Source organism: Sphingomonas sp. PP-CE-3G-477 (assembly GCF_003050745.1).
Taxonomy (GTDB): domain Bacteria; phylum Pseudomonadota; class Alphaproteobacteria; order Sphingomonadales; family Sphingomonadaceae; genus Sphingomonas.
The window spans coordinates 272,414-288,267 of record NZ_QAOF01000001.1; the positions used below are offsets into that span (position 1 = coordinate 272,414).

General features: G+C 68.0%; 9 protein-coding genes. 3 read left to right on the plus strand and 6 right to left on the minus strand.

The window, feature by feature from the left end:
* The first annotated feature begins 66 nt into the window (after positions 1–66).
* On the plus strand, positions 67–804 hold the full coding sequence (locus C8J45_RS01190; protein ID WP_107961565.1) for a GntR family transcriptional regulator: 738 nt from the start codon (positions 67–69) through the stop codon (positions 802–804).
* 21 nt (positions 805–825) lie between these two features.
* Positions 826–3,738: a beta-galactosidase GalA gene (gene galA, locus C8J45_RS01195; RefSeq protein ID WP_107961566.1), complete on the plus strand. Its 2,913-nt coding sequence runs from the start codon at positions 826–828 to the stop codon at positions 3,736–3,738.
* 145 nt (positions 3,739–3,883) lie between these two features.
* On the opposite strand, the gene nagE is transcribed toward galA, so the two are convergent.
* The 6 genes from nagE to C8J45_RS01230 all read right to left on the minus strand — a co-directional run bounded on the left by nagE (position 3,884) and on the right by C8J45_RS01230 (position 12,254).
* Positions 3,884–5,587: an N-acetylglucosamine-specific PTS transporter subunit IIBC gene (gene nagE / locus C8J45_RS01200; RefSeq protein WP_107961567.1), complete on the minus strand. Its 1,704-nt coding sequence runs from the start codon at positions 5,585–5,587 to the stop codon at positions 3,884–3,886.
* Positions 5,584–8,079 carry a phosphoenolpyruvate--protein phosphotransferase gene (gene ptsP, locus C8J45_RS01205; RefSeq protein ID WP_107961568.1) on the minus strand — a complete coding sequence of 832 codons (2,496 nt, stop codon included), beginning with the start codon at positions 8,077–8,079 and terminating at the stop codon, positions 5,584–5,586. Before ptsP ends, nagE begins: the two co-directional genes overlap by 4 nt.
* Before the next feature lie 52 nt (positions 8,080–8,131).
* Positions 8,132–9,274, minus strand: a complete 1,143-nt coding sequence (gene nagA, locus C8J45_RS01210; RefSeq protein WP_107961569.1) for an N-acetylglucosamine-6-phosphate deacetylase — start codon at positions 9,272–9,274, stop codon at positions 8,132–8,134.
* A complete protein-coding gene (locus C8J45_RS01215; protein ID WP_258191216.1) occupies positions 9,271–10,287 on the minus strand; it encodes an SIS domain-containing protein in 1,017 nt (338 codons plus the stop codon). Before C8J45_RS01215 ends, nagA begins: the two co-directional genes overlap by 4 nt.
* Before the next feature lie 156 nt (positions 10,288–10,443).
* Positions 10,444–11,253 carry a copper homeostasis protein CutC gene (locus C8J45_RS01220; protein ID WP_258191217.1) on the minus strand — a complete coding sequence of 270 codons (810 nt, stop codon included), beginning with the start codon at positions 11,251–11,253 and terminating at the stop codon, positions 10,444–10,446.
* A gap of 56 nt (positions 11,254–11,309) precedes the next feature.
* A complete protein-coding gene (locus C8J45_RS01230) occupies positions 11,310–12,254 on the minus strand; it encodes a N(4)-(beta-N-acetylglucosaminyl)-L-asparaginase (protein WP_258191304.1) in 945 nt (314 codons plus the stop codon).
* Between the two features lie 318 nt (positions 12,255–12,572).
* On the opposite strand from C8J45_RS01230, the gene C8J45_RS01235 reads away from it, so the two are divergent.
* A complete protein-coding gene (locus C8J45_RS01235; RefSeq protein WP_258191218.1) occupies positions 12,573–15,704 on the plus strand; it encodes a TonB-dependent receptor domain-containing protein in 3,132 nt (1,043 codons plus the stop codon).
* Positions 15,705–15,854 lie beyond the last annotated feature (150 nt).

Below are 15,854 nucleotides of genomic sequence, written 5' to 3' on the forward strand. Positions count from 1 at the left end.
CTTGGCTACGCTACTACGATGGACGCGGCGTGGCTCGCTTTGAGCTGCCGGTCGGAGGGGGAATACATGGCGTTTTCCGATGAAATCGGACGCTTTCGCAAGGGAAATCCATCGCCGCTATACCTCCAGTTGCAGGAACTGATCCGCAACGCGATCGGCGAGAAGCTGTTGGTACAAGGCAATGCGATCCCGGCCGAGCGTGATCTCGCGATCGAGTACGACGTTTCGCGGATCACCGTGCGCAAAGCTATCGGCGGACTGGTCGAGGAGGGGCTTCTCACGCGCCGGCGCGGCGCGGGGACGTTCGTCGCCGGGCGCGTCGAGAAGAGTTTCTCGAAGCTGTCGTCGTTCAGCGAGGACATGGCGGCACGGGGGCGTACGTCGAGCAGCAGCTGGATCTCGCGCTCGGCGGGGCAGGTGAACCCGGAGGAAGCGATGGCGTTGGGATTGTCGCCGGGGGCGGCTGTGTTCCGCTTCAACCGCATCCGCTATGCCGACGAAGAGGCGATGGCGCTCGAATTCTCGACCATCGCGGGATATTGCCTGCCATCGGTCGAGGTCGTCGATGACTCGCTCTATGCCGCGCTCGAGAACGCCGGGAGCCGCCCGGTACGCGCGCTGCAACGCCTGCGTGCGGTGCCGTTCGGGGGCGAGCATGCGCGGATGCTGGGCGTCGACGCGGGCCATGCCGGGCTGCTGATCGAGCGACGCGGCTTCCTGCGCGATGGCCGGGCCGCGGAGTTCACGCGCTCCTATTACCGCGGCGACGCGTACGACTTCGTCGCCGAACTCGCCGATATCTGACCTTCAATACCGAGAGTACCGATGAACCGACGTGAGCTTCTTGTTGGCACGGCGGGCGCCGGTGCTTCTCTGGTCGTGGCGCCGATCAAGGCCGGGTTCGCGGCTAGCGGTAAAGCGCAGGGATCGGCCGGTTCGCTGCCGATGCCGCAGCCGACGCGGACCTTGCCGTCGCGCGCACTGGTGCAGGATCCGTCGCGGACGCTCATCGAGCGCGGCTGGCTGTTCCACGAGGGCGACGTGATCGCGCCCGCACCCGACGGCCACAACGCGACGTATCTGAGCGTGAAGGCGGGCAACGCACTCGGGGCTGCAGCGATGGCGTATGACGATTCGGACTGGCAGTCGGTGCGGTTGCCGCATGACTGGGCCTCCGCGCAGCCGTTCGTGAAGACAGCCAACATCTCGCAAGGCTATCGCGTGCGGGGGATCGGTTGGTACCGGCGGACGCTGCGGCTCGATCCGGCGGACCGTGGCAAGACGATCGGGCTGCAGTTCGACGGGATCGCGACCAACGCGACGGTCTGGGTCAACGGCAGCGTCGTCGCGCACAACTGGTCGGCGTATAACAGCGTCGAGATCGACCTGACGCCGTTCGCGCGGTTCGGCGACGACCTCAACGTCATCGCGGTGCGCGTCGATGCGCAGGCGATGGAGGGCTGGTGGTACGAAGGCGCGGGGATCTATCGCCATGCGTGGCTGATCCGCCGTGCGCCGGTGGCGATCGTGACGGACGGCGTGCATTGCGATCCGAGGCGCACCGCGAATGGCGCGTGGAGCGTGCCGGTCGAAGTGAAGCTCGGCAGCATCGATCGCGCGTCGGTCGGCGTGACGGTGGATGTCGCGCTGCTCGATCTCGACGGCAAGCGCGTGGCGGGGGCGCAGGCGGCTGCGACGGTCCTGCCGTTGGAGCGCGCGACTGCGGTATTGACGCTGGCCGTGCCTGCACCGCGCATCTGGTCGATCGAGACGCCGACGCTCTATACCGTCGTGACGCATGTCCTTCGCGACGGCGCGATCGTCGACGAGCGGCGCATCCCGGTCGGCTTTCGAACGATCCGGTTCGATGCGGACCGTGGCTTCCTGCTCAACGACAAGTCGGTGAAGCTGAAGGGCGTGTGCCTGCACCAGGATCACGCCGGCGTCGGGACCGCGATCCCCGATGCGCTGCTGCGCTGGCGGCTGGAGCGGCTGAAGGCGATGGGCTGCAACGCGATCCGCTGTTCGCACAACGCGCCGGCCGCCGAACTGCTCGACCTGTGCGACGAGATGGGCTTCGTCGTGATGGACGAGAACCGCCAGTTCAATCCCGCGCCCGATTACATGGCGCAGCTCGAATGGATGGTCCGCCGCGACCGCAACCACCCGAGCGTCATCCTGTGGTCGGTGTTCAACGAGGAGCCGATGCAGGGCACCGAGGCGGGCGTCGAGATGCTCCGGCGAATGGCGCACGCGGCGCATGCGCTCGACGACAGCCGGCCGGTGACGGGGGCGATGAACGGCGCGTTCTTCGATCCGATCAACGTGTCGAGCATTTTCGACGTGGTCGGCTTCAACTATTACCAGGGCGACTACGACCGGTTCCACCAGCTCAACCCGACCAAGCCGATAACGAGCTCGGAGGATACCAGCGCCTATGAAACGCGCGGCGCGTTCGCCAGCGATCCTGCCGCGCATGTCCAGTCGTCCTACGACGTCGAGGCGGCGAGCTGGGGCGATACGCACCGCGCGACGTGGAAGAAGATCGCCGATCGCCCGTTCGTCGCGGGCGGGTTCGTGTGGACCGGGTTCGATTATCACGGTGAGCCCACGCCGCACGAATGGCCGACGATCTCCAGTTTCTTCGGCATCCTCGACCTTTGTGGTTTCCCGAAGACGGCGTTCGATATCCACCGCGCGCATTGGGTCGATGATGCGCCGGTCGTCAGCCTGACGCCGCACTGGACGTGGCCGGGACGCGAGGGCCAGCCGGTGGTGATGCTGGTGGTGAGCAACGCCGAGCGCGTCGAGTTGCGGCTCAACGGGCGGAAGGTCGGCGAGCAGGCGGTCGACCGGATCATGGGCAACGAGTTCAGCGTGCCCTATGCGCCAGGACGGATCGAAGTCGTCGCGATGCGTGGCGGCAAGATCGTCGCTACCGCCGCGCACGAGACCGTGGGCAAGCCGGTCGCGTTGCGGCTGACGCCGGCGCGGACCGTGATGGCGGGCGACGACGAGGATACGCAGCCGGTGACGATCGACGCGATCGATGCCGCCGGGCGCCACGTACCGACCGCGAACCTGCCGACGCAGTTCTCGGTCGACGGCGCGGCGATCATCGGTGTCGGTAATGGCGATCCGAACAGCCACGAGCCGGAGAAGGGCAATGCGCGGTCGTTGTTCAACGGGCTCGCACAGGTCATCGTGCAGGCGGGGACGGGTCGTGGGCGGATCGTGATGACCGCGACCGCGCCGGGATTGAAGCCGGCGCGGCTGGTGATCGACCGGGCAGCGATCGCACCGCGCGCACAAATGGCCGCGACCTATGGCGGGCAGGCGATCCGGGAGTGGCGTCGCTCGCCGGCGTTCGCTGCGCGTCCCGACCCTGCGCTGGCGCCGATCGATGGCGACAATAACAGCTGGGCGTTCGTGCGGAGCGGCACGCCGGTGCAGGCTGCGGCGGAGGGGCGTTGGCGGCTCTACCGGGCTAGCGTGACGCCGTGGCGGCGTATCGGTGCGGAGGGCGGCATGATCCGTTTCGCGTCGATCGCGGGGAAGGCCGAGCTGTGGGTGGATGGCCGGCGGCTCGCGTCGAAGACCGGCGCCGAGGTTGGGCCGCTCGAGGCGGCGCTGCCGGCGGGCGGCGGGGTGCGCCAGATCGTGCTGGTGGTGGAAGCGGCCGTGGAGGGGGTTTCGGGTGTCGTTGGCGCGGTGTCGCTGGAACCGCTAGCGCGCTGACGCTGCTTAATCCTCCCCCGCCAGGGGGAGGTGGCTGGCACTCGCCAGACGGAGGGGGAGGCAGGCGAAACCTCTGCTCCGTGTCCTCCCCCTCCGACGCCTGCGGCGCCACCTCCCCCTGGCGGGGGAGGATCAATTTCAGAGCCTACCGGGCCAGCTTGGTCAGGACCGCGTCGGTCGCGAGCACGTGAAGCTGGCCTGGCGCGGGGCGGGCGATCGCGCGGATACCGAGCTTTGCCAGCGCCGCATCGTCGGCCAGCGCTAGATCGCCCAGTTGGAGGCGCAGTCGACCGGTATGGCGGCTAGCGCGAAGGACATTCGCTGCCCCGCCGAGCGCGCTCTCAGTTGCGGACGACAGGCTGATCGTATCCTCCGCGACAGTCGCGGCAGGCTTGATCGCCACATCACCACCGAGAGCCAACGCATCGCGGATTTCCATCGAGACGACATCGGCGATCGGCCCGAGCACGACCTGAAGCGCGGAGTTCGACGGACGCAGGATGCCGCGTGCCCCGAGTGCCTTAAGCGCGGCATCGTCGACCACGGACTGGTCGACCACGATCAACCGCAACCGCGTCGTACACGCGCTCACCGTCGTCAAATTCGCCCCGCCGCCCAGCGCCTGCGCGAACGCCGCACCGCGGCCGCCTGCCGCGGTAGGCGCTACGGCAGCAACGGTCTCGGCTTCGCGCCCAGGCGTCGCGAGGTCGAACTTGCGGATGAAGAAGCGGAACAGACCGTAATACAGCACGAAATACAGCGCACCGACTGGCAGCAGAACGAGCGGTCGCGTCGCCTTGCCGAAGTTCAGCACGTAGTCGAGCAGTCCCGCCGAGAAGCCGAAGCCCATCTTGACGCCGAGCAGGTCCATCAGCGCCATCGACAGGCCGGTCAGCACCGCGTGCACCGCGTAGAGCACGGGCGCGAGGAACATGAAGCTGAACTCGATCGGCTCGGTGACGCCGGTCAGCGCCGAGGTGAGCGCGAGGCTGAGCAGCATGCCGCCGACCGCTTTCCGGCGCTCGGGATTCGCGGAATGGTACATGGCGAGGCACGCGGCGGGCAGGCCGAACATCATCACCGGGAAGAAGCCGGCCATGAAGATCCCGGCCGACGGATCGCCCGCAAAGAACCGCCGCAGGTCGCCCGAGGTGCCGTGGTAATCGCCGGCGACGAACCAGACGATGTTGTTGAGCAGGTGATGCAGCCCGGTGACGAGCAGCAGGCGGTTGAGCAGCCCGAACACGAACACGCCGACCGCACCGCTGCCGGTGATCGCGACGCTCAATTGGTCGACGCCCTGGCTCAGCAGCGAGAAACCGAAACCGAATACCGCCGCGAGCACGAGACCCGCCACGCCGCTGACGATCGGCACGAACCGGCGGCCGCCGAAGAAAGCGAGATATTCCGGCAGCTTGATCGTCGAATACCGATTGTAGAGCGTCCCGCCCGCGAGCCCCGACAGGATGCCGATCGGCACGTCGAGCCGTGCCATCGCCTTGGCCTTCCACGCCGCGATCGCGAGGTCGGCGGAGACGCCGGTGAGCCCTGCCGATACTTCGGGCGCGACGGTGATCAGGACTTTGCCCGCTTCGGTCGCGACCAGGAAGCAGACGACGCCGGCGAGACACGCGGCACCGTTGCCATCACGCGCGAACCCGGTGGCGACGCCGATCGCGAAGAGCAGGCCGAGGTGCGAGAAGATCGCGTCGCCTGCCGCGCTGATGAAGGCGATGTCGAGCAGGTCTGGCTGGCCGAGGCGGAGCAGCAGGCCGGCGATCGGCAGCACCGCGATCGGCAGCATCAGCGCGCGGCCGAGCGGCTGGAGGGCTTCGAGGATCGATTTCATGCGGTGAACTCCCGGGCGAGCGAGCGGACGTCGGCAGCGGACCTGCATTGCAACGCGGCAGCGGCATGCGTGCGGCACGCCTCCATCGTCAGCGTCGCGACCAGCGCCTTGATCTCAGGCACCAGCGCGGGTGCGGACGAGAGCTCGGTGACGCCGAGCCCAAGCAGGATGGGGACGGCGAGCGGGTCGGAGGCGAGTCCGCCGCACACGCCGGTCCAGCGGCCATGCACCGCGCCGCCCTTGCAGGTCTGCGCGATCAGCCGGAGGACGGCGGGGTGCAACCCGTCGATGCCGCTCGCGACGGCGGCGTTGCCGCGGTCCATCGCCAGCGTGTATTGGGTGAGGTCGTTGGTGCCGACCGACAGGAAATCGGCCTCCGCAGCGATCAGGTCGGCGGTGACGGCGGCGGCGGGCGTCTCGATCATGACGCCGACTGGGACGCGGTGGACGATGCCGATCTCTGCGGCGACGCGGTCGACCACCGCGCGGACGGCGCGCAGTTCGTCGAGGCTGGCGATCATCGGCACCATGATGCGGCATTGCCGGGCGGGCTTTACCGACAGGATCGCGCGGACCTGGTCCTCCAGGATCTGCGGGTATGCGAGGCCGACGCGAATGCCGCGCAGGCCGAGTGCGGGGTTTTCCTCCGGCGCCATCGGCAGATACGGCGCGGGCTTGTCGCCACCGATGTCGAGCAGGCGGACGATCAGCGGGCGGCCGTCGAGCGCGTCGGCGATCGCCTGGTAGTCCGCGGTCTGTTCGGCGACCGTCGGCGCGGCATCGCGTTCGAGGAACAGGAATTCGGTTCGCAACAGGCCCGAGCCTTCCGCGCCGTTCTCGACCGCGAGATGCGCATCGCCGAGCGCGCCGAGATTGGCGAAAGCCTCGATCCGGGTGCCGTCGGCCATGCGGCAGGGTTCGCCGGCCCGCGCGAGGGCTTCGGTGCGGCGGACCTGCGCCTGGACGATCCGGACTTGCGTGGCGACGAGCGTGTCGGCGTCGGGATCGATCCGCAACAGGCCTTCGCCGGCGTCGAGGATCACGGGCGTGTCGTCGGTGACGGCGTTCAACGTCGCCCCGATCGCGACCAGCGCGGGGAGGCCCATCGTCGCGGCGAGGATCGCAACGTGTGAGGTCGGGCCGCCGCGCTCGACGCAGAAGCCGACGATGTTCGCGCGGTCGAGCGACAGGACGTGCGACGGCAGCAGGTCGTCCGCGAGCAGGATCGTGTCGGGCGGGAACGACAGGGGCGTGGTCTCGACGCCGGCGATCAGCGCGAGCAGCTGGCGTTCGAGATCGAGCATGTCGTCGGCGCGCTCGGCGAGCCGCAGGTCGGTGCTGGCGCGCAACGCGTCGGCCTGCGGACGGATCGCGCCGCGCCAGGCATGACCCGCGCTCTCGCCGCGGGCGATGCCGCTGCGCGTTGTCTCGTGCAGCATGGGATCGTCGAGCATCGCCGCATGCGCCTCGACGATCGCGCGTTCGGGCCCGGTTGCGCTGCGGGCGCGGTCCGCGAAACGGGTCGAGAGCGTCGTGACGGCCGCATCGAAGCGAGCCTCCTCGACGGCGATTCCTTCGCCGTGTTCGGGGACGACGATGTCGGCGGGGCGAAACCAGCGTGCCCGGCCGATTGCCAGGCCGGGTGCCGCGGTGACGCCGGTCAGCGCGCCGTCGACTGCGGGGCGGGCCGGCGAGGGGGCGATGGCAGGTGCGCGGACGGGGGCTTCGGCCGGCTCGTCCATGCCGCTCGCGATCAGGTCGCAGATCGCGGCGAGTGCTGCGGCGGCATCGGCGCCCGCTGCGGTCACGATGATCGTCTCGTTGTGGCGGATTGCCAGGGCGAGCAGGGCGATTGGGCTGCGGACGTTGGCGGTCTTGTCGCCGGATGCAAGCGTCACGTCGGCGTCGAAGCGCTTGGCGGTCGCGGCAAGGCGCGCGGCGGGGCGGGCGTGGATGCCGTGGGGCAGGGGCACGACGACCGTGCGTGCGTGCGTCGTGCCGTCCTGGATCGTCTCGCGGCGTGCGACCGCGTCGCTGGGTTCGAGCGTCATCAGCGGATCGCCGACCGCGACCAGTTCGCTGGAGACGGCGTGGACGATGCTGAACCGGTCGGGGTTCACGATGACGATCGGCGTGACGACTGCGCGAGCCTCGCGCACCAGCAGGTCGAGGGCGAAACGGATCAGCGGTGCACCGCGCTCGACCGTCTCGCCGACCGCGACGCACGGGCTGAACCCGCGTCCGCCGAGCGCGACCGTGTCGAGGCCGATGTGGATCAAGATCTCTGCACCCTCGGGCGTGGCGAGCGTGATCGCGTGGCCGCTCGGCAACAGCGTCAGCACGGTGCCGGCGCAGGGAGCGTAGAGGCAGTCGCCGGTCGGATCGATCGCGACGCCGTCACCAAGCATCTTCTCCGAGAAGACCGCGTCGGGCACTTCGTCGATCGGCGTTGCCCAGCCCTGCATCGGCGCGGTCAGGAGGATGGAGGCCATGGGTGCGTTCTCGATACCAAAAGGGAAGGGCGCAAAAGCAGGGTGGAGGCGGTCAGGCCGCGCTCTCCCCGCCGATCCATGTGCCGACCGGATGCAGGTCGCGGGTGAGCACGACCCAGTCGGCGGTGCGGCCGACCTGCAACGTGCCGCGCTCCTGCGATAGCCGCAGGAACGCGGCCGGATAGGTCGCCGCCATCGCTGCTGCGATTTCGGGTGCGACGCCGAGCCGGTCGACGGTGTTGCGGACCGCGCCCGCCATGTCGAGATCGGAGCCCGCCAGCGTGCCGTCGGCACCGACGCAGCGGCCATTCTCGACATGGATCTCGCGGCCCTGCAGCACGAACGACTTCTCCGCCGCACCGACGCACGGCATCGCGTCGGATACCAGCATGAACCGGTCGTGCGGCCGTGCGCGCAACGCGATCCGCAGCACCGCGTCGTCGACATGGAAGCCGTCGACGATGATCCCGCAATACACCGCCTGGTCGTCGAGCACCGCGCCGACCACGCCCGGTGCGCGGTGGACCAGCGGCGACATCGCGTTGAACAGATGCGTCACGCCGGTGATCCCGGCGGCCATCCCGGCGCTCGCAGTGGCGTGATCCGCATCGCTATGGCCGATGCTGATGAGCACGCCGGCGGCGGTCAGCGTCGCGATCTGTGCCGCGGTCACGCGCTCAGGCGCGAGCGTCACCATGACCCGGCCGAGGCGGGGGCGGGTCAGCAGCGCGAGCAGGTCGTCGTCGAGATCCTGGAAGCGCGTCGGGTCGTGAATGCCCTTGCGCGCCGGGCTGATCACCGGGCCCTCGATATGGATGCCGAGCACGCCGGGGACGCCTGCGAGGATCGCCGCGTCGACCGCATCGAGCGCGCGCGCGATCACGTCGGGCGTGTCGCTGATCAGCGTCGGCAGGAACGCGGTGGTGCCGAACGGCCGGTGCGCCGCGCCGATCGCGGCGATGCCCTCGACCGTGGGCGTATCGTTGAACAGCACGCCGCCGCCGCCGTTGACCTGCGTATCGACGAAGCCTGGCATCAGCCAGCCGCCATCGAGATCGATCGCGTGATCCACGGCCTGATCGGACGTCGCGTCGCCGATCTGCGTAATCCGGCCGTCCTCGACGACGATCGTCGCTTCGTGAAGGACGCCGGTCGAGGCGGCGATATGGCCGTTGGAGAAACGGTAGGTCGTCATAGTGTGCGCGTCACTTTGCTCAGATGCGAGGGTGCGTCGGGGTTGAAGCCACGCGCGAGCGAGAGCGCGTTGACCATGCGGTAGAAGCTCTGGATCATCAGGATCGGCTCGATCGCCGGATGTGCCGCGAGCGCGGGCAGGACCGTGTCGTCATGACTACCATCCAGCGCGGCGTCGGCAAGCAGGACGCGCGCGCCACGGTTGGCGAACTCGCGCGCGGCCTCGCGGACACCGTCGCCGGCAACATCCGAGGTGGCCAGTGCGAGCAGTGGAAAGCCGTCGTCGACAAGTTGCATCGGCCCGTGGCGAACCTCGGCCGAGCTGAACGATTCGGCGTGCAGCGCGCAGGTTTCCTTCATCTTCAACGCGGCTTCGTTGGCGATGCCGAAGCCGATCCCGCGCGCGATCACGAACAGGTTGGTCGCGGTGCGCAGCGGCTCGACCGCAGCCGACCAGTCGAGTGCCCAGGCGCGCGCGAGGTCGGCGGGCAGCGCGGCGACCGCGTCACGCAGCCCGTCGTCGTCGGCCCATTCGGCGGTCAGCGCGGCCAGCGCGGCGAGCGAACAGATATAGGACTTGGTCGCGGCAACCGATTTTTCCGGGCCGGCATGCAGCGGTATCAGGGTATCGGCGGCCTCTGCGAGCGGCGAGGTCTCGTCGTTGACCAGCGCCACGACGTGTGCGCCGGCGGCCTTCTGCGCGGCGACCGTCGCGAGCAGATCGGGGCTGCGGCCGCTTTGCGAGACGGCGATGCACAAGGTATTCCGCGCGCCGAGCGGCGCGTCATACAGCGACACGACCGAGGGGGCCGCGGCGGCCACGGGTATGCCCGTCTTCGTCCAGATCAGGTATTTGCCATAGACCGCCGCATGATCGGACGATCCGCGCGCGCAGGTCACGACGACTGCGGGCGGCGCGGCGCGCAGTCGGGCGCCGAGCGCTGCGAAAGCCGCCGCGTTCGCAGACAGCATCCGCTGCACGGCGTCGCTGGACTCCGCGGCCTCGCGAAACATCAGTGTTGCGTCTTCGGCGATGGAAGAGGGGGCCGGAGAAGAGGAAGCAGTTTCATGCATGGCAGCGGCTCGCTTCGATTATCGTGCGGGTGTCGTGCGGGCAGGGAGCGAGCAGCCCCCCGACCAAGACCAGTTTGAGTAAGTTATGGATTGGTATTATTCAAGCGTCAGATGACCGGCCATCATGCGCGCCAGCCGGTCGACCGTATCTCGATCGGTCACGCTGCGTTCGGCGGCGGCAAAGCCAAACCGCAGTTCCGCCGGGTCCGTCGCGGTCTCCGACGCAACGCGGCACGACGCGTGGACCTCGTGCACGCCGGATTTGAGGATGGCGGGTAGCGTGGCGGGAGAGACTCCGCTGCCAGCCAGGATGACGATCCGCCCTGCCGCCCGTCGATGCAGGTCGCCCAACATCGCGACGCCGTCGACCGCCTTGGGAACGCCGCCCGATGTCAGGATCCGGTCGAAGCCGAGCGATACGGCGGCTTCGAGCGCGGCGGGCAGGTCCGCGCACAGATCGAACGCACGGTGCAGCGTCAGCGATAGCGGATAGCCGCGTGCCGTACCCAGCGCGCGGGCGTGCGCGATCCATGCGGCCAGCACCGGAAGGTCCAGCTGGTGCGTGGCATCGAGCGCGCCGATCACTATTCCCGCCAGCCCGGCCTCCGCGGCGGTGCGGATATCGTCCGCGATCAGCGCCTGCTCGCGGCGGGAATAGACGAACCCACCCTCGCGCGGGCGGGCCAGCAGGTGGACGGGCAGGGCAGGGCCGCCCGTTCTCCCCGCAGTCGCCGACACGGCCGCGCGGATCAGCGACGCGGGCGGGGTAAGGCCGCCGACCGCGAGCGCCGCGCAGAGTTCGATACGGCCCGCACCGCCCGCGATCGCCGTATCGATACCACGGAGATCTTCGACGCAGACCTCGAGCATCGGCGTCGCGGTGGGGAGAACGCCGTCCCCGCTCACGCCCACACCGCTCACGCCCACACCGCTCACGCCCACACCGCTCACGCCCGCACCACTCACGCCTTGAACAGCGAGTTGGCTTTCAGCACCGTCGTCGTGCCGCGCGCGTCGGTGACGGCATAGGTAAAGCCGGGCAACAGGCAGAACGCGCCGACATTGCCTTTCGTATCGAGCGCGAGGAATCCGACCTGGACGCCGCGAATGGCGTCGCCGCGAAGGTGGGCGATATGACGGACGACTTCTTCGCACGCCTGCTGCGGCGACGCGCCACCGCGCATCGACGCGACGACCCGCGCGGACCCTGCGACTCGCGTCACCTCCTCGCCGACTCCCGTCGACGTGGCGCCGCCGACGCCTGCCTCGACGTACAGGCCCGATCCGACCTGCGGCGAATCGCCGACACGGCCGCGCATCTTGAACGCCATGCCCGACGTCGTGCACGCGCCTGCCATGCGACCGTCCGCGGTGCGGGCGAGCAGGCCGATCGTGTCGTGATCGAGTGCGCCGCCGGGCGTGCGCGTGACGCGGTTCTCGCTATTGGCTTCGGGTTGGTATTTCGCGGTCTTCAGCCAGTCGCGCCAAGCCTTCTCCGACTCGGGCGTTAGCAGCGATCGTTGCGGGAACCCCTGGTCGCGCGCGAACCGCGTCGCGCCCTCGCCGACGAGGAAGGTGTGCGGCGTGCGCTCCATCACCCGCCGCGCGACCGAGATCGCATGCACCGTGTTCTCCAGCGCGGCGACCGCGCCGACGCCGCCTGCGTCGTCCATGATGACGGCATCGAGCGTCACATGGCCATCGCGGTCCGGATATCCCGAATAGCCGACGCTATGATTGCTGGGGTCGGCTTCGGGGACCATCGCGCCGGCCTCGACCGCGTCGATCAGCGAGCCGCCCTTGGCCAGGCGGGCGAATGCCGCTGCGTTGGCGGCGGCGCCGAAATCCCATGTCGACAGGACGACCGCGCCAGAGGCTGCGGAGTCGGGCGCCGTTCCTGCACCCATTGTGTTCGCCGCTGCGCCCCGCGGCGTCACGAATGGTATCGTTCCCATGCTGCCCAAGCCTGCCAGCAACCATCTGCGCGTGTTCGCCATGTGATCCCCCATCGCATCCCTTCCAGCGTGATCCGCTGTCCGGTTGAGATGCTCAGGCTATCGCAGGATAAGTCGCCCCGCCAGTCGTGACGCCGATTTGAAACATTTTATCGCAAATGTTCCATAAAGGTATTGTTTAGGCATTGACTGAAATCCCGATTTGACGAAACCTGTTAGCGCAACCCGACACAACGCCAGTGCGCGATCGGGCATTGAAAAGGGGTAGGTATGCACTTCGGCCATTCTGTTTCGCGGATCGCACTCGTCGGTTCTCTCGTCTTTTCGGCCTTACCCGCGCTGGCGCAGGACTTGCCCGCGACGGCGCAGGACGCACCCGCAACGACGCAGGATGCACCGGCCGTGACGCCCGCGCAGGCAGCGGCGACGACCCCCGCCGACGCCAAGGTCCAGGCCGATGCGACGACCGCTACCGCAGCCGCCGATCAGACCAGCCGCGATGCCCAGTCGAGCGATGCCCAGTCGAGCGGCGCGATCGTCGTGACGGGATCGCGCATCCAGCGGCCGAACACGACATCCGCAGCGCCGATCACCTCGGTCACTGCGCAGGACATCCGCGCACAGGCCGCAGTCAACGTCGAGGACGTGCTGAACCGCCTTCCGCAGATCGCGCCGGACAGCCAGCAGACCTATAACGACTCCGACGGTCGCCAGCGCATCAAGCTGCGCAGCCTCGGGTTCGAGCGTACGCTGGTGCTGATCGACGGCAAGCGCCTCGGCACGCAGAACGGGCAGGACGTCGGCATCATTCCGCCGTCGCTGCTCGAGCGCGTCGACGTGCTGACCGGCGGTGCCTCGTCGGTCTATGGTTCGGACGCGGTCGCTGGTGTCGTCAACTTCGTCCTGAAGAAGGATTTCGAAGGGCTTCAGATCGACGGCAACTACAATCTCTACAATCACAACAACAAGGACACGGTCGTGTCGTCGCTGGCGCGCGCATCGGGCTTCAGCAGCCCGCGCGGCCTGACCAACGACGGTGGCCGGGTCGACGTCACGGTGACGGCGGGCAAGAAGCTGTTCGACGGCGCGCTGCGGATCAACGGGTTCGTCAACTACAAGCATACCGATCCGGTATTGTTGTCGGAGCGCTCGAACTCGGGGTGCTACCTGACGCAGACCACGCTGAACGCGCCGCTGTCGTGCGGGTTGACGCCAAGCAGCTCGACCAGTGGGCTCATCACGCCGCAGAGCGGTGCGAACGCCAACGCGCAATACGTCAACAACCCCAACGGCACGCGGACGTTCGTTCCGTTCGGTCCGGGCGCGGGCAACGCCTCGAACTATTTCAGCAACTACGCGTATCAGCGTCCGTCGGAGCGCGTGAACGCCGGCGGCTTCGTCAGCCTCGACATCGCACCGGACGCCGAGCTGTACGCATCGGGCATCTGGTTCCGCGACAAGTCGTACAACAACTACCCGGCGATCGCGGGCGGCGGCGTCCAGGTGAACTGCGACAACCCGTTCCTGTCGGGGTCGCAAGCGACCGCGATCTGCGGCGCCGCGGCTGGTACGGCTACGACGGCGCCCATCGACCTTCGCTATCGTCTGGGCGAGGGCAATGATCAGCCCGACACCTATCTGAACACCGGCGTGCGCCTGACCGGCGGCCTTCGTGGCAAGGCCGGCGACGCGTGGACCTATGACGTCGGCGGCGTCTATGCCCGCAACCGTCAGGATTACACGCCGAGCTTCGTCAACGCGACCAACCTGCAGAACGCGATCAACGTCGGCGGCACGCGCGCCGCACCGACCTGTGCCACGACCACGGATGCCGCCTGCGTCCCGTTCGACGCGTTCAGCGCCGGCAACACCAATCCGGCGCTCATCGACTATCTGTATGACCGGGGGACATCGGTCACCACGGGCACATTGTACGACGTCCAGGCCAACGTCACCGGCGACCTCGGCAAATACGGCATCACTTCGCCGTTCGCGGAGCAGGGCGTGGCGATCGCGCTGGGGACGGAATACCGCAAGGATACGCTCAAATCGACCGCCGACAGCGTGTATCGCGCTGGCCTCGGCGGCAACGACACGTACCTGAAGCAGGACGTCTGGGAGGCCAACGTCGAAGTGCAGGTGCCGCTCGTCCAGCACAAGCGGTTCGCCGATCTGCTGCAGGCCAACGGTGGCTACCGCGTGTCGAAGTACAGCAGCAATCCGAGCACGTTCAACACCTGGAAGATCGAGGGCATATACGCGCCGGTCAGCGACCTGACGTTCCGCGCCTCGTTCAACAAGGCGCAGCGCGCACCGACGGTGACCGAAATCCGCCAGGCGACGAACGTCGAGTTCGCCCGCGGCGGATCGGGCACGATCAACGATTTCTGCGCGCCGACCGTCACCAGCAACCCCAATGGCGGCGTGACGTACGGCACGCCGATCGCCTCGCGCGACGTGTGCCGCGCGACCGGCCTGTCCGACGCGCTTTATGGTAGCCCGACGCTGATCTGCCCGGGCGATGCGTCGACCGGTGCGACCGGATGTACGGTACGCTCGGGTGGCTTCACCGCCGATCCCGAAACCGCCTACACGCAGACCTATGGCCTGATCGTGAAGCCGCGGTTCGTGCGCGGGCTGGTCTTCTCGGTCGATCGCTACAAGATCAAGATTGACGATTCGCTCGGCTATAATGATTTCAGCTACTACACCGATGGCTGTCAGCGTTCGAACGGCGACGCGTTCTTCTGCCAAGGCATCGTCCGCAACCCGGGCACCGGCACGCTCTATTCGCCGGCCGGCACCAACCCTTCCACCGGCTTCATCCGCCAGGGCACGACCAACTTCTACAAGTCGATCGCGCGCGGTTATGATTTCCAGGCACAGTACACGCTCGATCTCGCCAGCGCGGGCAAGATCGACTGGAACTTCAACGGCTCGCTGACGACGTTTGCAGGGGGGCAGGACTCGCCGCTCCAGCCGACCCGCAACTGCGCCGGCTACTACGGCAATGGCTGCGGCCAGCTGATCCCGAAATGGTCGCATGGCCTGCGCGCAACCTACACGACGCTCGACCGCGGCTTCAGCGCCTCGTTCAACTGGCGCTATGTCGGATCGCTGACCAACGCGGACAATTCGGGTGATCCGGCGATCGGCGGCACCGATGCGCGCGCGCGGACCAGCTACTTCCGCGTTTCGCCCAAGAGCTATTTCGACCTCGCGCTCAACTTCGCGATCGACAAGGCGTTTTCGCTGCGCCTGATCGCGAACAACCTGCTCGACAAGAGCGCCCCGATCGTTCCGGACTCGTACAACGTCGCCCTCGCGCGCACGAACACGATCCCGCAGCGCTACGACTCGCTGGGCCGCAGCCTGTCGGTCGGTGCGACCGTCAAGTTCTGATCGGATAGCGCATAAAGGCTCGCCGTTCGCGGCGGGCCTTTTCTTATGGACGCCACTTTCGCGGTGGCGAGATGGCCGATCCGGGCCGACGCCCGTACGTATTTACGGCCATACGGCAAGGTCGGCTTGGCCTCTGACGCGGGGTGGATA